A 16985-nucleotide genomic window follows, 5' to 3' on the forward strand; every position below is an offset into this window, starting at 1 on the left:
CATGGGCCCCTTCGTCAGCGTCCTGCTGCTTTCCCCTCCCTATTCCATCCTGACCTACGCCCTGCCGGACTACTTGCCCCGGGACGCCTGGTTCCCTGGCTGCCGGGTGCTGGCGCCGCTGGGCAACGGCTCCCGAGCGGCCGTTTTGCTGGACACCGAGTCCGACCCGCCGCCGGGAGTGGAGGTCAAGCCCCTGCTCTGGCCCCTGGAGCGCGAGCCGTTGCTGGACGCCGACTACCTGGACATGGCCCGCAATCTGGCCGCGCGGCAGTGCCGGGGGCTGGGCGAGGTGCTGGCCGCGCTGTTGCCACAGGGGTTCCGCAGCGCCAAAGTGGCCTTTGAGGACCGCTCCGGCGGACGGCCGCGCCGGGTGGAGGCGGCCGCGCTGCGCAAGGCGGACCAGGGGGAACTGGAGCGGTTGGCCGGAGCCTGGATGCGCGGCGAAATGGGGCAGGCCACCCCCCTGGCCCGCGAGGCGGAGCGGTACGTCATTCTGGAGTGCGAACCGCCGTGGCCCATCCGGCCCGGCGCCAAGCGGCAAGAAGAGGTGCTGGAGTTCCTTCTTGGACGGGGGGACACGCCGCTTCCGGTGCTCAAGTCCGCCCTTGGCGACGGAGCGGACCGTGCCGTATCCGCCCTGGCGGACAAGGGACTGGTGCGCATCGCCAGGGAGGCCTGGGAACCGGCCCCGGAGAAGGAGGGGCCGGCGGACGACGCCTGGTCGTTGGAGCCCACGGCGGAACAGGCGGAGGTCATCGGGAATTTGCGCGAGGCGCTGGAGCGCGGGGCTTTCCATCCGGCCCTGCTGCACGGCGTTACCGGCAGCGGCAAGACCCTGGTCTACCTGCATCTGGCCCGGGCCTGCCTGGAGGCGGGACGCTCCGTGCTGGTGCTGGCCCCGGAGGTGGCTCTGGCTCTGGCCCTGTACCGGCGTTTCCACGGCGCCTTGGGGGAGAAGGTGGCCTTTCACCACGGCTACCAGGCCCGCGCCAGGAGGGAGAAACTGTTCGAGCGGGCCGCCCGGTCGCCGGAGCCGACGGTTGTCGTGGGCACCCGTTCCTCCCTTTTCCTGCCGCAACGCGACCTGGGGCTGGTCATTCTCGACGAGGAGCACGACGAGTCCTTCAAGCAGGAGGAACGGCTCTCCTACCAAGCCAAGGAAGTGGCCTGGTTCCGCTGCGAGCGGGCCGGGGCGGTGCTGCTGCTGGGCTCCGCCACCCCGGACGTAAAAACCTACCAGGCGGGCGAGAGCGGGGCCATGGTCAAACACACCCTGGCCAACCGGGTGGGCGGAGGCAGGCTGCCGGGCGTGGATCTGGTGGACATGTCCCAGGCCGGGCCGGAGCCGCTCGGCTCCACCACGGCCGAGGCGCTGCAAGCCACGGTGGAAGCCGGGGAACAGGCGGTCATCCTGCTCAACCGGCGCGGCTACGCGCCCATCATGTTCTGTCAGGTCTGCCGTGAGCCGGTGGGCTGTCCCGAATGCAAGGTGTCCCTGACCTTCCACAAGGCAAGGGGGCGGCTGCTCTGCCACTACTGCGGCCATTCCAGCCCCTTCCCCTGCGTCTGCGGCCAATGCGGGCAGGCGGACATGTTTCCCATGGGCGAAGGGACGGAGCGGCTGGAGGAGCGACTGGGCGACCTGCTGCCCTCCGGCACGAACGTATTGCGGCTGGACCGGGACGCGGGCCGCAACCAGGAGCGCATGGAGGCCATCCTGGCCAAATTCGCCCGGGGCGAGGCCCAGGTGCTGGTGGGCACCCAGATGCTCTCCAAGGGCCACCACTTCCCGGACGTCACTCTGGCTGTGGCCGCGGACGCCGACCTGGGGTTGAATCTGCCAGACTACCGGGCCGCAGAGCGCGTCTTTCAACTGCTGGTGCAGGTATCCGGCCGCGCAGGGCGGGGGGAAAAGCCGGGACGGGTGCTCATCCAGACAAGAAGCCCGTCCCATCCGTTCTGGAATTTCGTGCTGCGGGCGGACTACGAGGGGTTCTTCCGCCGGGAACTGGAAATGCGGCGGCGTTTCGGCTACCCGCCCTTCGCCAAGCTGGGGCTCATCCGGTTGAGCCACAAGGCGGGTGACGAGGGGGGCGCATCGGAACTGAAGCGGCTCTCCAGCCTGTTGCGCGAGCGGGCAGCGGAACTGGGGGTGCGCATGCTGGGTCCGGCCCCGGCTCCGCTGGCTCAGCTCAAGGGCAGGCTGCGCTTCCACTGCCTGTGCAAGGCCGACGCTTGGCCGGATCTGCGCTCACTCTACGCCGAGGCCAGGAGCGCGGTGGGACGCGACTCGCCCCTGCGTCTCAACCTGGACCTCGATCCGCTGAACATGCTGTAGAGCCGACCTGCGGGCTCAGTCCTTTTTCACGCGGGGACGGCCGGGGCCATTGCCGGGGGAGGGCAGAAGCTCCTCGGGAATGCCCAGCCGGATGAGTTCGGCGTGAACGGTGCGGGAACGGCGTTTGCCCTGGATGACGTAGGTGATGAATGACGGATCCACGTTCAGCTCTTTGGCCAGGGAGGACTTGCTGATGCCGTGGTAGACGAGCCACGCGTTGATGGCCCGTTCCGGGTTGACCCGGGTCAAGTCAAGCACGAACGCCATCCGGTTATTTTGGCAAAAACTTACCGATTATTCAAAGGAAAATTTCAATGTCATTCGGTTTTGCGGGGACGGCCGGGTCCGGGACCGGGGGAAGGCAGCAGGGACGCGGGAATCCCCATGTCCACCAGCATGCCGATGAGCTTGCGGGAGCAGCGCTGACCCTTGATGAGCCGGGTGATGGTGGAGGGGGTCACGCCGCATTGTTCGGCGAGGCGCTTCTCTCCGATTCCATGGTACACGAGCCAGGCGCGCAGGGCGCGCTCGCGGTCCACGGCGCTCAAATCCAGAACGAGCCGCATGGCTCGCAGTATGGCAAAAAATTGACCTGAGTTGAAGCCTTTTCGGCCGTGTCAGGCGTCGCGCTCCAGAAGTTCCCTCGGCAGCCCCTCGCGAACGAGCCGCTCTAGGATGTTTTTGGATGCGCGTTGCCCGCCGACGAAGCGGGCTACCGTGGAGGGGCTGACGCCCAGCCTGCGGGCCAAATCGGATTCGCTGACCCCATGGTAGGCGAGCCAAGTACGCAGGGCGGTACGCCTGTCAACTTGGTGCAAATCCAGGCGAAGCATGTCGTCATCACGCTCCCGGCTGGGGAGCGAGTCGCTCTCGAACGGTCCTTCCATAGCCTTCCCCTTTGGGGAAGATACATACGTTCAACAGGAATCGCAAGGGGTTACTTATTCAGGGATGCAACCCGGCGGATTTCCGCCTCCGGCCTCCCCGAGCGGTGCCGCGTTTTCCGCCAAGGCGTGGCAGGGAGCGCCGCAACGTGGCGAACCGGCGGCCAAGAGCGGGGGATGCGCCGCACAGCAGGTAGACGCCCGGCACGATGAACGCCAGTCCCAAGGGGATGGGCAGGATGTACAGTGGCACGCCCAGCAGCAGCAGGAGCCAGCCCAGTGCCAGCCTGACTCTCGGGGGCAGTCTCTTGACCGCCGTGTGAATGCGGGTATCCCGTGCGGGATCCGTTTGGGGAGACATGGGAATTGTGTACAGTTGCAATGTGAAAACGGTGTGACGTGAGAACGGACATTGCAAGCGGGGGACCATGAAGCGATTCCTCGTCAACGCGGACGACGTCGGGTTGTCCGAGGGGATATGCCGGGCCGTGGCTGATCTGCTGGAGGCCGGGGCCATTTCCTCGGCGACGGCCATGGCTTGCGCGTCCGGCTCGCTGGAAAGGATACGCGCATACAAAAGCGGATTGGCCGGGCGATGCGGTGTCCACTTGCAGTTGACCGGCGGTCGCGGATTGGTGGAAAGAAAACGGGGGGCCGGGTTGGTGGACGCTTCCGGCTTTTTTCCACTCCGTCCCGAAGAGCTGGGCACTCCCCGGCCCGAGGCGGTGGAGCGGGAGTGGGAGGCCCAAATCGATGCGGTGGCCGAGGCATTGGGGGCAAGTCCCACCCATCTGGACAGCCACCACCACGTGCATTTCCGATCCGATCTCCTGCCCGTGGCGCTGCGGCTGGCCCGGCGGTTCGGCCTGCCCCTGCGCGTGTGCGACGCGGACATGGCCGCCCGGGCCGGGTTGGCGGGCGTACCCTCCCCCCAAGGTTGCCTGACGGCGTGGTTCGGCCCGGGGGCCAGCCCGGAGAGGTTGGAGCCGGTCATCGCCGAAGGACTGAATGGGATCAAGGACGGGCAGGCGCTGGAGCTGATGTGCCATCCCGGGTTCGCCCCGGAGGAGTTGGAGGGCGTCAGCTCCTACCGCGAAGAGCGCGTGCGCGAAACGCACGCCCTGGCCCAGGCGGACATGCCGGCACTGGCGCGGCGGTTTGAGGCGGTATTGGTCGGTTTCGCTGAGCTTGACCCGCTGGAAGGTGCCGCTTGACAATGTAAGGTTGGATTGTACTTTTCCGGCAACCCTTTGGAAACAGACACACATGGACGAATCCACCCGCACCGGCAGGGTAAGGAGCTTCGCTCCGCCCAGGCTGGATGGCGACACCTTCGAGGGCTACAAGGGCGAGATCGCCGAGTTTCTGGATCGGGGCGGCGTCTTCGTGGTCTTCGAGAACGCCAAGTTCAACACCGTGCTTTCGGGCATGCTCTCCGGCGAGCTGGCCAGCCGCGAGAGCCGGGTCGAGTTCTACACAGACACCCGGCTCGGCTACGAGGCCCTGCACCGCCTGCGTGGCCGGGGAGGGACGCCCTTCCTTTTTCTGGACCACAACGATCGCGACGACGTGACCATTCTGGAGTCGTTGCGCGCCGATCCCCAGTTGCGGGATGTGCATGCGGTCATCGTCTCCAACCAGATGTTCGAGGAGAAGGTGGCCTACTTCACGGAAAAGGGTGCGGACGACATCGTGGTGCTGCCCTACACGCAGAACACCATCATCACCAAGATCGTGGAGACCATCGCCCCGCCGCGCCACAAGGCCCTCTACCTGGAAGCCAGGCGGCTTCTGCGGGAAGGGCGTCATGAGGAGGCCCTGGAGGCGGCCGGCCGGGCCGTGGGCGGCTATCCCACCTATCCCCGCGCCCACGTGGTCATGGGCGAGGCCTTGGAACGGCTGGAACGGGTGGCCGAGGCCATAGACGCCTATGAGGCGGCTCTGGCCGTGGAGAGGGCACAGATGTTCCTGGAGCCGCGTCTGCGGCTGGCCGACCTGTATGGGCAGATGGCCGGCGCCTTCAACGCCACGCCGGAGGAGGCCAAACGGTTCAGGCGCAAACAGCTGACCTACCTGGAGGAATTGGACCGGGTCAGCCCCATCAACACAGACCGCAAGATTTTGCGCGGCCGCCTCTACTTGGCTTTCGGCGAGCGCTACAAGGCGGAGGGCGTGCTGCGGGAGGCGTACCGGGAGTTTCTGGCCAGCCGCAGAAACAGGGCCGAGTCCTCCCGGCGCGAGGCGCTGCGCCTGGGCCGGGACCTCATCGACGCCTGCGGCGACGCCTTTCCCGAACTGTCGCAGGACGTGCTGGTGGAAATCCTTAACGACCCCACACTCGCCAGCATGCTCAGCGATGGAGAGCGGGTGGACCTTCTCATGGACTACGGCTCTGCACTGCTTGGCATGGCCGCCCTCATCACGGACGGTGAGAGTTACGAGGACCTGTTCCAGGATTGCAAGAAGGTGTTCGAGGACATCGTGGCCCTGGATCCGGGGGAAGAGAAGGCGTCGCGCGCCTACCAGCGGCTGGGCGATCTGTACCGGGACCTGGGCGGCCGGCTGCGTGGCGGTCCGGAAGGCGCACGCGACATGCGCGCCTCGGATGCCCTGCGTGTGGCCCATGGCTTCTACGCCAAGTCCTCGGAGATGGATGCCATGAACCTGGGCGCGCGCGAGGGCACCGAGGCCCTCAAGGAGCACGCCGGGGACGGCCGGGCGGTGTACGACCTGGACAAGCCGGGCGGCGAAACCGCGGAAAAGCGCCGCAAGGAAAACCGGGCCAGCAAGTACGATCTCTACATCGACCCCGGCAAGTCGCCCTTCCGCTTCGGCAAGTAGCTAGTCGGCCCTGAAAAACATCCATGCCACTGAAAAAAATTAACAAAGTGTAGCATTCAATGTATCATTCTCGACCAGGAACTGTAGTGATTCTGCAAGAAACCGGTCGCGCCGTCACCGGTTCGGGAGTGATGATGAAGGCCAAGCCAGCCAAAAGCGATCAGGGCAATTTCCTCTACGAGGACCTCATCGATCAGCTCAATCCCAAGGACCCGCTGCTCAAGCTTGCAGCGAACATCCCCTGGGAAAGGTTCGAGCAGGAGTTTTCTAGCCTCTATAGTGAGTATGGTCGTCCAGCAAAGCCCATCAGACTCATGGTCGGGCTCATGATCCTCAAGCAGCTTGAAAATCTGAGCGACGAGCGTGTCATTGAGGCTTGGGTCCGGAACCCCTACTATCAGGCCTTCTGCGGTGAGACGCATTTCCGGTGGAGGCTTCCTTGTGACCCCACGGACTTGGTTTATTTCCGCAAACGCATCGGCGAGGGTGGGGCGCGTTTGATCTTCGAGGTCTCGGTGGGTCTGCACGGCGACGACGCCATGGAGCGGGAGATCGCCGTGGACACCACGGTCCAGGAGAAGAACATCACCTTCCCCACTGACGTGAAGCTTCTGACCAAGGTCATCAAGCGATGCAGGGCCATCGCCGAGTTCGAAGGAATCAGCTTGCGCCGCAGTTTCCGCCGTGAATTGCCAGGCCTCCTGCGCCAGCGATTCAAGAGTCGCAAGATCATCAAACGCATTCGGACCATGGCTGGCGTCCTGATCCGCGAACTTGAGCGCAAACTGCCCAAGGATTCGTTGGCCAGGCACAGGGAAGCTATGCAGCTCTTCCGCCGGGTCCATGACCAGAAACGTACCGACAAGAACAAGACCTACAGCCTGCACGAACCGGACGTGCTTTGCATCGGCAAGGGCAAAGAGCACAAAAAGTACGAGTTCGGACGCAAGGCCTCCATCGCCTGGACCAAGACCACCGGTGTGATCGTAGGAGCCATGTCCTTCAAGGAGAACGTTTTCGACGGTCACACCCTGCCGGATGTTCTGGAGCAAGTTTCGCAAATCACGGAATCCTGCCCCGAGGCGGCCATCTGTGACCGGGGTTACAGGGGGCGCAAAAAAGTCGGTGACACGAGCATTCTGATTCCGGGCCGGCCGAAGAAAAGCGACACGCCCTACCAGAGACGAAAGGCCAGGCAACGTTTTCGCAGACGCGCTGGCATCGAGCCGGTGATCGGACATCTCAAACACGACTTCCGCATGGCCAAAAACTTCCTGAAAGGGGCCCTCGGTGATGCGATCAACCTGCTGATGGCCGCAGCCGCGTTCAACTTCAAGAAGTGGATGCGGGGACTGAAGCACTTTTTGTCTCTTTTCGCCCCTTGGCTCTGCTTCGGAACCTGGAGTCGGGGCAGACTAAAGTACGCCTGATTCAATCTGAAAGGCCTTTTTCAGGACCGACTAGCTACCATTCCTCGCCGAAAAAGCCGGCGCGGTCGAAATTGACCTTGCCCTGCCCCTTGCGCTTTCTGCGCAGCAGCACGTACAGGGCCCCCGCGCCGCCGTGGGACGGCTGGGCGGTGCAGTAGGCCAGCACCACCCGCTTCAGCGGCTCGCGCGTCAGCCAGGTCTGCAACTCACGTTTCAGAACTCCCCGCCCCATGGGCGAACCCAGGCCCCGGCCCGGTATGAGCAGCACCGTGCGGTTGCCGGACAGGTAGGCCTCGCGCAGAAAAAAAAGCAACGAGTCGTATGCTTGGTCCATGGTCATGCCGTGCATGTCCAGGTGGGTCTCCACAGCGTACGTTCCGGCCTTGAGACGCCGGAATATCTTGGAATCCAGGCCGCGCACGTGGCCGTGCATGTATTCGTCGGTGTACTCCAACTCGAAGTCCAACTCGCCGTTGACCAGTTTTTCCAGGGTACTGGCGGAGTCGTCCTCGGCGGGTGAACGGGGGGCTGGCGGTTTTTTGGTGGAGGCGATTTTTTCTTTGCCGTCCAGCGGAGTGACGCCGGACATGGCTTTGAAAAAGGCGTCCTCCTCGTCCGGGGGAGGCGGCTCTGGGGACGGGGCCTTCCGGGCAGGTTCGGCCTTCTCCCGTTCCACCTTGATTTTCTTCAACTTCTTGAAGGGATTGTCGGACATGGCTGCCTCCACCTGTGAGCATAGTCATGCCCGGGCCGGGCCGCAAGGAGGAGGGCTCAGCGCTTGAGGCGGGCGTAGGCGCCGCCCAGCCAGGGGCGCGACCAGATGTGCAGCCGTGAGAGAAGCCACAGCCCGCTCCGCTGGCGGGCCTTGAATCGATGCACGTGCAGGGGCGAGCCCGGCGGGTTGGGGCCGGTGGTGGTGCAGAACATGGCCTCCACACCGCACTCGCGGGCGGCCTCCAGCGCCTCGGGGGAGTAGGCGCCCCAGGGCCAGGCCAGGGCGCGCGCGGGCCTGCCCAGTTCGCTTTCCACCGTTCGTACCGAGCGGGCCACTTCCTCCCGCACCCTTTCGGCGAACTCCCCCGGCTCTTCCTTCCGCCCCCATCGGGAGCGGGGCAGGGCCTCCATCTTTCGCCGCAGCCGCTGGACGTTGGCTTCGTCGCGGAAAAAGTCGTGCGCCCCGGCTTTGTCCTGGGGCACCAGGGAGTGCACCAGGCCCAGCAGCTCCTCCGAAGGCAGAAAGGCCCGGGTGGTCAGCCCGGGGCCGGTGGCGAAGCGGGGCAGCCCCCAGGGCACGGGAAATCCCACCCGGTCGAAGGTGCGGGAGCGCGGGCCGGGCTGGAAGAATCCGTTGTACTCGTCCGCGCGGAACACCTCGGCGTGGGAGGCGGTGTGCGGCTCAACCGCCATGACGCCGGACTCCTCCATGCGCCTGGCCTCGGGCCAGCTCAGAAACAGGTCGCGGCGGCGGCGATGGCCCAGTTCGTTCAGCCCGAACGGTTCGTCCACATGGGGCAGGTCTTTGGCGAGGGCGTCGTTGTCACGCACATCGGCAAGCGTGGGGCGGGGAGATTCATGGCCGATGCGGTCCGTCACCGCGAAGACCACGCCCTTATGGCCGCGCTCGGCCAGGATGGGCCAGGCGTGGACGTAGTTGTCCAGAAATCCGTCGTCGAAGCTCAGCAGCGCCGCGCCCTTGGGCAAATCCTTGCCGCGAGCCAGGAAATCCACGGCCTCGTCCAGCCCGATGCCCCGGAATCCGCCTCGTTCCATGGCCTTGAGGTGCGAGGCGAAAGTATCCGGGTGAACGGAAATGGCGTTCGCAAGCTTGGAAATGTAGTGGTAGAGTGCGACTGGAAGAGAGCGGGCCATCTGCATTTTTTTGCTGTCAGATTATTGACGAGCCGCTTGCGCGGTTTATGGTGTTCGTTGTGCCGGCTTGAATCCGGAATCGGAGATACCGCGAAGGAGTGCTATCCGAGATGAGCGTGAAGTACAAGGACTACTATGAAATCCTGGATGTGTCGCGCAGCGCGAGCCAGGAGGAGATTTCCAAAGCCTACAAGAAGCTGGCGCGCAAGTACCACCCGGACCTCAACCCCGACGATCCCGAGGCCGAGAACAAGTTCAAGGAGGTGGGGGAGGCGTACGAGGTCCTGAAGGATCCCGAAAAGCGCAAGCTCTACGACTCCCTGGGCCCCAATTGGCAGCAGGGGCAGGATTTCCAGCCCCCGCCGGGGTATGAACGGCACTTCGGCGGCGCGGGAGGTCCCGGCGGAGCGGGCTTCGAAGGCTTCTCCGACTTCTTCGAGTTCATCTTCGGAGGAGGCGGCGGAGGCTTCGCCGGTGGCGGCGGCCGCGGCCAGGCCGGGGGCTTCGAGGACATGTTCGGCCGCGCGGGCTTCACCGGCGGCACGGGCTTCGGCGGACCTCGCCAGCGGCGCGGCTCCGACGCCGAGGCCACCCTGGGCCTCACCCTGGAGGAGGCCTACCGGGGCGGTTCCAAGACCATTTCCATGCAGGAGCAGGCCGTGGGGCCGGATGGACGCCCGCGCAACCAGACCAAGACCCTCAACGTGAACATCCCGCCCGGCATCAAGAGCGGGCAGCGCATCCGGCTGGCCGGCCAGGGCAACCCCGGCATGGGCGGGGGCAAGGCCGGCGACCTCTACCTCAAGGTCAACATCCGCCCGCATTCGCGGTTCAAGGTGGAGGAAAACAACATCGTCGTGGACCTCCCTCTGACTCCCTGGGAAGCCGCCCTGGGCGCGCAGGTCAAGGTTCCCACGCTGGACGGCCGGGTGGAGATGAAGATTCCCGCCGGTTCCTCCAGCGGCCAGAAACTGCGGCTGCGCGGCAAGGGGCTGGGCAGCGGCGTCAACAAGGGCGACATGTTCGTGCGCCTGCTGATCAAGCTGCCCAGGGAACTGACCGACGAACAGCGGGAGCTGTGGGAGAAGTTGGCCGAGACCAGCGATTTCAACCCCCGGAGTTGATGTATGCGGAAGCGAGAAAAGACCTTGCCTGCCCAGTCTGAACTCATCGCCTGGGCCCAGCTCGTCGAGATCGCCCCCATCAGCGGCCAGCGCATGGCCGACATGGTGGAGCTGGGCTGGATAGAGCCGGTGCGCACGGCTGAAGGCGATTATCTGTTCACCGACGTGGACGTCTACCGCATGAAGAAGCTGTGCCGCATCTGCGACGACTTCGGCCTGCCCACGGTGGGCGGGACCATCATCGTGGACCTGCTGGACCGTATCACCGACCTGGAAAACCAGGTGCGTGAGTTGCGCCGGCTCGGATATTTTTCCTAAGGAGGAAGCACAGATATGGATCTGAACAAATTCACTCAAAAATCCCAGGAGGCCGTCTCCGAGGCCCAGAACGTGGCCGTCACCTTCGGCCACCAGCAGGTGGACGCGCCCCATCTTCTGCTGGCCCTGGTGGAGCAGGAGAACGGCTTGGTGCCCAGCATGCTGGAGAAGGCCGGGTACGACATCAAGGCATACGCCAAGGCGGTGCGCGACGAGCTGGGCCGCATACCCAAAGTGACCGGACCAGGCGCCCAGCCGGGACAGGTGTACGTCACCCCCGGCCTGCAGGAAGTCCTGGTGGGGTCCGAGGCCCTGGCCAAGAAGATGAACGACGAATACACCTCGGTGGAGCACGTCTTTCTGACCTTATGCGACCAGGGCGGCCCGGTGGGCAAGATCAACCGCTCCTTCGGCCTGGACAAGGACAAGGTGCTGTCCGTGCTCAATGAAGTGCGGGGCAAGCAGCGCGTCACCTCGGCCAATCCCGAGGATACCTACGAGGCGCTGGCCAAGTACGGCCGCGACCTGGTGGACGAGGCGCGCAACGGCAAGCTGGACCCTGTCATCGGCCGGGATTCGGAAATCCGCCGCTGCATCCGCGTACTCTCCCGCCGCACCAAGAACAATCCCTGCCTCATCGGCGAGGCGGGCGTGGGCAAGACCGCCATCGTGGAAGGTCTGGCCCAGCGCATCCTGCGTGAGGACGTGCCCGAGGGGCTGAAGGACAAGACCATTTTCTCCCTGGACATGGGCGCGCTCATCGCCGGGGCCAAGTACCGTGGCGAGTTCGAGGAGCGGCTCAAGGCCGTGCTCAAGGAAGTGCAGTCCTCCGAGGGACGCATCATCCTCTTCATCGATGAGATCCACACCATCGTGGGCGCGGGCAAGACCGAGGGCTCCATGGACGCGGGCAACCTGCTCAAGCCTATGCTGGCGCGCGGCGAGTTGCATTGCATCGGCGCCACCACGGTGGACGAGTACCGCAAGAACATCGAGAAGGATCCCGCGCTTGAGCGCAGGTTCCAGCCGGTGATGGTGGACGAACCCACGGTGGAGGACACCGTCTCCATCCTGCGCGGGCTCAAGGAACGCTTCGAGGTGCACCACGGCGTGCGCATCCTCGATGGCGCGCTGGTGGACGCGGCCGTGCTCTCGCATCGCTACATCACCGACCGCCAACTGCCGGACAAGGCCATCGACCTCATCGACGAGGGAGCGGCCATGATCCGCACCGAGATCGATTCCCTGCCCACCGAACTGGACGAGTTGAACCGCAAGGTGCTGCAGCTAGAGATCGAGCGCGAGGCATTGAAGAAGGAGACCGACGTCAAGTCGCGCGACAGGCTGGAGAAGCTGGAAGGCGAACTGGCCAACCTCAAGGAGGAGCGCGACGAACTGACCAGCCGCTGGGAGCGCGAGAAGGGCTCCATCGAGTCGGTGCGCCAGCTCAAGGAGGAGATCGAGCGCACCAAGCGCGAGATCGAGGAGGCCGAGCGGCAGCTCGACTACAACAAGGCCGCCGAGTTGCGCTACTCCAAGCTGCACGGCCTGGAACAGCGCCTGGCCCAGACCGAGGAAGGCGGCGAGGGCGAAGCCCCGCGCCTGCTCAAGGAGGAGGTCTCGCCGGAGGACATCGCCGAGATCATCTCCCGTTGGACCGGCATCCCTGTCTCGCGGCTTGTGGAGGGCGAGCGCGAGAAACTCATGCGCCTGCCCGAGCAGCTGCACGAGCGGGTTGTGGGCCAGGACGAGGCCGTGGACTCGGTGGCCGACGCGGTCATCCGCGCCCGGGCCGGGCTCAAGGACCCGTACCGCCCCATCGGCTCCTTCATCTTCCTGGGCCCCACCGGCGTTGGCAAGACAGAGCTGTGCAAGACCCTGGCCGAGTCCCTGTTCGACTCCCAGGACAACATGGTGCGGCTGGACATGTCCGAGTACATGGAGAAGCACACCGTGGCCCGGCTCATCGGCGCGCCCCCGGGATACGTGGGCTACGAGGAGGGCGGCCAGCTCACCGAGGCGGTGCGGCGCAAGCCCTACTCGGTCATCCTCTTCGACGAGATCGAGAAGGCCCACCCCGACGTCTTCAACGCCCTGCTGCAAATCCTGGACGACGGGCGGCTGACCGACGCCAAGGGCCGCACGGTGGATTTCAAGAACACCATCATCATCATGACCTCCAACCTGGGCTCCACCTACATGCTGGAGGGCATCAGCCCGGAAGGGGAGTTCAACGAGGGCGTCCGCGACCAAGTGCTGGGCGAACTGCGCCGTTCCTTCCGGCCGGAGTTTCTCAACCGGGTGGACGACATCGTCCTCTTCAAGCCGTTGCTGCCGGAGCAGCTCAAGCAGATCATCGAACTGCAGCTCACCGGCCTGCGGCAGCGGCTGGAGGACCGCAAGATGGACCTGGAGCTGACCGACGCGGCCAAGGACTTCATCGCCCGGGCCTCCTACGACCCGGTCTACGGCGCGCGGCCGCTGAAGCGGTTCCTGGCCTCCAACGTGGAGACCCCGCTGGCCAAGGAGATCATTTCCGGCAGGCTGACCGACGGCCAGGCCGTGACCGTGGACGCGGACGAGGAAGGACTGATCTTCGGCCAGCCCGAGGAGCGGGAAAGCACGGCCGCCTGAGGGAGAGGCTGACGGAGCGAACGAGAAGCGAAAGGGCCGGACGCCTGAGGCGTCCGGCCCTTTTTTATTCTTCCGTGGTCACGGCCACCACGTAGGGCCGGTCCACGATCCATTGCTCGAAGACAACCCGCATGTCTGCGGGCTTGTCCTCCCAGCGCTGCCAGTATTTCTTCTTGAAGGCCACCACCGCCTTGCCGTTGTCTTCCACGAACTGGCCGATCTTCTCCAGGTCCTGGGTCTCCATGTACTCGCGGCCCAGGTAGTAGGTGTAGATGCCGGCGTAGGTGTTGTGGGCGGCCGGTTCGTAGCCGCGCTCCACGTAGTCCTTCATGACCTCGGCCGTGGCCTTGGGGCTCATGGCCGGGTTCAGGGAGGGCAGGGTGATGAGCCCGATGGGCTGGAGGGTGACCACCATGCCAATGGCCATGGCCGCCAGGGCCGGGCCGGTGCCCAGACGGGAGGCGTACCGGACCAGCGCGCCCGTGCCCGCCAGGCAGAGCAGCACCAGGCCGGTGCCGCCCACGGGGATGGGCCAGGGCGTGAAGATCTCGAACAGCGGCACCAGCAGGGCCAGCAGCAGGAAGTAGCCGGTGACGATGGTCCAGAACCGCTTGCGCCGTTCACCTTCCAGGGAGAGCACGCCCCGGGCGGTGAGGATGGCCAGCGGGGCGAACAGGGGCAGGGCGTAGATGACGATCTTGGTGTGCACGCTGGACAGCAGCACGAAGCCGGACAGCAGGCTGCACCACAGGAACGCCGGGCCGCCCGCGTTTTTGCGCGAGGCCCACAGTCCGCGCCAGAACCCGCCGTCGCGCAGGCGCTTGAGCGGCAGGCAGGCCAGCAGGGCGGTCCAGGGCAGCCAGACCAGGGGCAGGGTCAGCAGGTAGTGGTAGAAGGGGTGCTCATGGTGCCAGGAGTCCAGCGCCCGGCGGTAGACCTGCTTGTAGAGGATGTTGTTGACGTAGGCGTCCCCCTCCACCAGCCAGGCCCCCAGCAGCCAGCCGCCCACCAGGAGGATCACCAGCCCCAGGCCGACCAGCGTGTCCAGCCGGAAGAGGCGGCGCAGGCGGCCCGACCAGGCAAGGTAGACCACGATGGCCGCCAGGGGCAGGGCGAAGCCCAGCGGCCCCTTGGTCAGCACGGCCAGGGCGGAGGCCAGCCAGCCGGTGAGGGCCAGCCAGGAGAACCCGGTGGGCTTGGCCCGCATGCCCAGGAAAAGCAGCGCCTGGGAGGCGAGGATGAGGGAGGCGAAAAGCAGGTCCATGCGGGAGTAGTGGGTCAGCCCCACGAAATAGAAGCAGCCCAGAAGGGCGATTCCCGCGGTGAGCAGGGTCTCCCTGCCGTACCCGGCCACGCTCCGGGCCAGCCAGGCGGTGGCTCCCAGGAAGAACAGCCCGGACACGGCCGCGCCCAGCATGAAGGTGGGCATGGTGGCCCCGCCGGTGAAGAGGGAGATGAGCCAGAGCAGCCCGAAGTACAGGGGCGGCTTGTCCGGGTACATCTCGCCGTTGAGGTGCAGCACCACCCAGTGGCCGTCCAGGAAGTTCTGGAAGGCGTTGGCGTAGCGGACCTCGTCGGAGAACCACAAGGCCCTGGCGTCGAGCATGGTCAAACACATGGCGGCCAGGACCAGGGCCAGAAACAGGAAGGGGCGCTGGCGCGCCCCCTGGTGGATCGTGTTCAGTGCGCGGGCGAGCATGAGGGGGTCTTATCCCCTCATGCCCGGCGACGCAATGGTCGTCAGGCCGCCTGTGACTGTCCGCTGTTCTTGGTGGTTTCCACGCACAGCATGCGGTCCATGTGGCGGACCTTGTTCACGGCGCGCTTGAGGATGTCGCGGATGGGCACGAAGTCGGCCCGCCTGTACTCGCGCGTGGCGTGAACGAACCCGGCCACGTCCATGATCTCGTTGAAGAGGTATGGGGTGTAGAGGGGGTCCTGCTTGAGGAAGGTGCCTATCTGGCGCAGGGTCTGGTTGATCTCGTACTGGTTGCGGTCCAGGTGCTTGAAAAGCTTGTGCAGCCGCTTCTCCACGTTGCGCAGCGAGGTCGTCCAGCGGTGGGAGCGGTGTTCGAAGGCGGGACGGCGGCAGGAGCGCCCGGCCTGTTCCAGCTTGCCCAGCACCGCGTCCACGGCCTCGGGAGCGCTGGAACGCAGAAGGCGTTCGTTCTCAATGGTCTCCCAGTCCACCATTTCCGCGCCCTTGATAACCGCGCCGCCTCCGTACAGATTGCAGACCCGCAGGGGCAGCCGGGCCAAGTCGTCCTCCATGTCTCGCCGCGCGGCGATGAGCTGCGGGGAGGTGGCGATGGCGTTGCCCGAGGCGTCCTTCACCTGGCGGGTGTACTGCTTGTTGCCATCCAGGGCGCGCTGGCCGTGGTGGCCCTCGGCGTGGGTGCGGTCGCCGGGGCAGCCGAAGTCCTGGCCCACCAGCAGCATGCGCTCCGCCCCGAGCCACTCCAGAAAGCGCAGCAGAGTCACGCCCACGTTGCCGCCCGCGTCGATGACGTACTCCTTGTCCTTCATGACGAAGGTGGAGATGCCGCCTTGTGTCCAAAGCGGCAGGGTGGGGCCGGGGTAGCGCTCCAGAAGCTCCGGCTGGACCTTGGTGGAGTAGATGAGGGGCACGTTGGCGGCCCGCTCGTGGTCCAGCTTGTCGAAAATGTTGAGCATGCCCTCGGAGTAGTCGATGGCCAGGCAGAAGTGCGGCTGGATGCCGTGGCTGAGCAGGGCGGGCAATGCCTGCAGCGAGGTGGCGTACAGCGCTCCGTGCGGGTTTTCGCGGAAGCGCGCGGCGTTTTCAGAGAGGGAGGGGCCCGCGCCGAAGAGCACGGCCGTCAAGCCTTTGGCGGAGCCTTGCAGGCAGGACAGGGAACCGTCGGAAACCGCCCGTTGGAAATTGTTCAGCTCGTTGCCCACCATGGTGTCCTGCCGCAACCGCAGGGTGGTCATTTCCACGGTGAAGTTCTCCAGCCGGGCCTTGCAGCGGTTCACCCAGCGGGCGTATTCCGGGCCGATCTGGCGGCTGGGCACGTCCTCCCGCAGCAGCACCTTGCCGAAGAGGAATTGCAGGTCCAGGTGGCGGATCAACTCGGCCAGATATTCCTCGTTGGGCGGCATGAAATGCAGTCGGCCGGAGGCGATGAACTCGGTGTAATCTGTCTGGCCCAGGCAGGCCAGCAGCAACTCAGGGCGCGGCTCCAGCACCACGATCTTGTGCGACTCCGGAGTGCTGGTCAGCACATGGTTGAGGCCGTACCCCACGTTGCAGCCCACCAGCAGGGTGGCCGAGGTGTCGGCCCGGTCGGTGTATGTCCAGCCCCGGTAGTAGGTGGCCGGGGGGATGGGCTCGAAGAGGCCCTGGCCGCCTGGCAGGCGCCAGTCCAGCACGCCGGACTCGTTGACGAAGACGCGGTCGCTTAGATCGCTCATGTCGTATTCCCTGGCCTGGAGCCAGGCGAAGACCGCAGGGTTGGCGCTCCGCAGCGCCTCGACGTTCTGCTTGAGGTAGGCGTACAGTTGCATCGTTTCCTCTCTGCATGGCCCC

Annotated in this window: 15 protein-coding genes; 7 read left to right on the plus strand and 8 right to left on the minus strand. The window is 65.4% G+C overall.

Features of this window, described 5'->3' with window-relative positions:
• The first annotated feature begins 1 nt into the window (after nt 1).
• Nucleotides 2-2338, plus strand: coding sequence for a replication restart helicase PriA (gene priA / locus N911_RS0102855; RefSeq protein WP_029894156.1), 2337 nt, complete (start codon nt 2-4; stop codon nt 2336-2338).
• Between the two features lie 15 nt (nt 2339-2353).
• On the opposite strand, the gene N911_RS0102860 is transcribed toward priA, so the two are convergent.
• The 4 genes from N911_RS0102860 to N911_RS0102875 are packed head-to-tail and all read right to left on the minus strand — an operon-like array spanning nt 2354 to nt 3583.
• Nucleotides 2354-2605: a hypothetical protein gene (locus tag N911_RS0102860; protein WP_035104266.1), complete on the minus strand. Its 252-nt coding sequence runs from the start codon at nt 2603-2605 to the stop codon at nt 2354-2356.
• 50 nt (nt 2606-2655) lie between these two features.
• On the minus strand, nt 2656-2904 hold the full coding sequence (locus N911_RS16545; protein WP_035104267.1) for a helix-turn-helix domain-containing protein: 249 nt from the start codon (nt 2902-2904) through the stop codon (nt 2656-2658).
• Nucleotides 2905-2955: 51 nt separating this feature from the next.
• On the minus strand, nt 2956-3225 hold the full coding sequence (locus N911_RS16550) for a helix-turn-helix domain-containing protein (RefSeq protein WP_029894160.1): 270 nt from the start codon (nt 3223-3225) through the stop codon (nt 2956-2958).
• Nucleotides 3226-3283: 58 nt separating this feature from the next.
• Complete coding sequence (locus N911_RS0102875) at nt 3284-3583, minus strand: hypothetical protein (RefSeq protein WP_138774319.1); 300 nt, start codon at nt 3581-3583, stop codon at nt 3284-3286.
• Between the two features lie 67 nt (nt 3584-3650).
• Between N911_RS0102875 and N911_RS0102880 the strand changes: the two genes are divergently transcribed.
• From N911_RS0102880 to N911_RS0102890, 3 genes are all read left to right on the plus strand, one after another.
• A complete protein-coding gene (locus N911_RS0102880) occupies nt 3651-4436 on the plus strand; it encodes a ChbG/HpnK family deacetylase (protein ID WP_029894163.1) in 786 nt (261 codons plus the stop codon).
• A gap of 52 nt (nt 4437-4488) precedes the next feature.
• Complete coding sequence (locus tag N911_RS0102885; RefSeq protein WP_029894165.1) at nt 4489-6063, plus strand: BTAD domain-containing putative transcriptional regulator; 1575 nt, start codon at nt 4489-4491, stop codon at nt 6061-6063.
• A gap of 134 nt (nt 6064-6197) precedes the next feature.
• Entirely contained in the window at nt 6198-7493 is a 1296-nt protein-coding gene (locus tag N911_RS0102890) for an IS5 family transposase (RefSeq protein WP_237559957.1), read from the plus strand.
• Nucleotides 7494-7527: 34 nt separating this feature from the next.
• On the opposite strand, the gene N911_RS0102895 is transcribed toward N911_RS0102890, so the two are convergent.
• Both N911_RS0102895 and N911_RS0102900 read right to left on the minus strand, forming a co-directional pair.
• Nucleotides 7528-8208: a Smr/MutS family protein gene (locus N911_RS0102895; protein ID WP_029894167.1), complete on the minus strand. Its 681-nt coding sequence runs from the start codon at nt 8206-8208 to the stop codon at nt 7528-7530.
• Nucleotides 8209-8264: 56 nt separating this feature from the next.
• The gene (locus tag N911_RS0102900; protein ID WP_029894169.1) at nt 8265-9362 is read right to left on the minus strand and encodes a polysaccharide deacetylase family protein; all 1098 of its coding nucleotides are present in this window, start codon (nt 9360-9362) and stop codon (nt 8265-8267) included.
• A gap of 110 nt (nt 9363-9472) precedes the next feature.
• On the opposite strand from N911_RS0102900, the gene N911_RS0102905 reads away from it, so the two are divergent.
• Genes N911_RS0102905 through clpB form a run of 3 tightly spaced genes read left to right on the plus strand, consistent with a single transcriptional unit; the run spans nt 9473 to nt 13438 of the window.
• Entirely contained in the window at nt 9473-10486 is a 1014-nt protein-coding gene (locus N911_RS0102905) for a DnaJ C-terminal domain-containing protein (RefSeq protein ID WP_029894171.1), read from the plus strand.
• A gap of 3 nt (nt 10487-10489) precedes the next feature.
• A complete protein-coding gene (locus N911_RS0102910; protein ID WP_029894173.1) occupies nt 10490-10804 on the plus strand; it encodes a chaperone modulator CbpM in 315 nt (104 codons plus the stop codon).
• Between the two features lie 15 nt (nt 10805-10819).
• Nucleotides 10820-13438 (plus strand): ATP-dependent chaperone ClpB, encoded by a 2619-nt coding sequence (clpB, locus tag N911_RS0102915; RefSeq protein ID WP_051693866.1) that lies wholly within the window; start codon nt 10820-10822, stop codon nt 13436-13438.
• A 64-nt stretch (nt 13439-13502) separates the two neighbouring features.
• Here clpB and N911_RS0102920 read toward each other — a convergent pair whose 3' ends face one another.
• Both N911_RS0102920 and N911_RS0102925 read right to left on the minus strand, forming a co-directional pair.
• Nucleotides 13503-15137: an ArnT family glycosyltransferase gene (locus N911_RS0102920; protein WP_035104268.1), complete on the minus strand. Its 1635-nt coding sequence runs from the start codon at nt 15135-15137 to the stop codon at nt 13503-13505.
• Nucleotides 15138-15178: 41 nt separating this feature from the next.
• Nucleotides 15179-16963, minus strand: a complete 1785-nt coding sequence (locus N911_RS0102925) for a motility associated factor glycosyltransferase family protein (RefSeq protein ID WP_029894179.1) — start codon at nt 16961-16963, stop codon at nt 15179-15181.
• Nucleotides 16964-16985: the final 22 nt, after the last annotated feature.

Origin of the sequence: Desulfohalovibrio reitneri (assembly GCF_000711295.1) — a bacterium.
In the GTDB taxonomy this organism is placed as follows: Bacteria; Desulfobacterota; Desulfovibrionia; order Desulfovibrionales; family Desulfovibrionaceae; genus Desulfohalovibrio; species Desulfohalovibrio reitneri.

What these genes read in the sequence shown, in the direction of transcription:
- priA (WP_029894156.1), top strand. Translation starts at nt 2, where the DNA reads ATGGGCCCCTTCGTCAGCGTCCTGCTGCTTTCCCCTCCCTATTCCATC.
- N911_RS0102905 (WP_029894171.1), top strand. Translation starts at nt 9,473, where the DNA reads ATGAGCGTGAAGTACAAGGACTACTATGAAATCCTGGATGTGTCGCGC.
- N911_RS0102875 (WP_138774319.1), bottom strand. Translation starts at nt 3,583, where the DNA reads ATGTCTCCCCAAACGGATCCCGCACGGGATACCCGCATTCACACGGCG.
- N911_RS0102860 (WP_035104266.1), bottom strand. Translation starts at nt 2,605, where the DNA reads ATGGCGTTCGTGCTTGACTTGACCCGGGTCAACCCGGAACGGGCCATC.
- N911_RS0102910 (WP_029894173.1), top strand. Translation starts at nt 10,490, where the DNA reads ATGCGGAAGCGAGAAAAGACCTTGCCTGCCCAGTCTGAACTCATCGCC.
- N911_RS0102885 (WP_029894165.1), top strand. Translation starts at nt 4,489, where the DNA reads ATGGACGAATCCACCCGCACCGGCAGGGTAAGGAGCTTCGCTCCGCCC.
- N911_RS0102890 (WP_237559957.1), top strand. Translation starts at nt 6,198, where the DNA reads ATGAAGGCCAAGCCAGCCAAAAGCGATCAGGGCAATTTCCTCTACGAG.
- N911_RS0102895 (WP_029894167.1), bottom strand. Translation starts at nt 8,208, where the DNA reads ATGTCCGACAATCCCTTCAAGAAGTTGAAGAAAATCAAGGTGGAACGG.
- N911_RS0102925 (WP_029894179.1), bottom strand. Translation starts at nt 16,963, where the DNA reads ATGCAACTGTACGCCTACCTCAAGCAGAACGTCGAGGCGCTGCGGAGC.
- N911_RS0102920 (WP_035104268.1), bottom strand. Translation starts at nt 15,137, where the DNA reads ATGCTCGCCCGCGCACTGAACACGATCCACCAGGGGGCGCGCCAGCGC.
- N911_RS16550 (WP_029894160.1), bottom strand. Translation starts at nt 3,225, where the DNA reads ATGGAAGGACCGTTCGAGAGCGACTCGCTCCCCAGCCGGGAGCGTGAT.
- clpB (WP_051693866.1), top strand. Translation starts at nt 10,820, where the DNA reads ATGGATCTGAACAAATTCACTCAAAAATCCCAGGAGGCCGTCTCCGAG.
- N911_RS0102880 (WP_029894163.1), top strand. Translation starts at nt 3,651, where the DNA reads ATGAAGCGATTCCTCGTCAACGCGGACGACGTCGGGTTGTCCGAGGGG.
- N911_RS0102900 (WP_029894169.1), bottom strand. Translation starts at nt 9,362, where the DNA reads ATGGCCCGCTCTCTTCCAGTCGCACTCTACCACTACATTTCCAAGCTT.
- N911_RS16545 (WP_035104267.1), bottom strand. Translation starts at nt 2,904, where the DNA reads ATGCGGCTCGTTCTGGATTTGAGCGCCGTGGACCGCGAGCGCGCCCTG.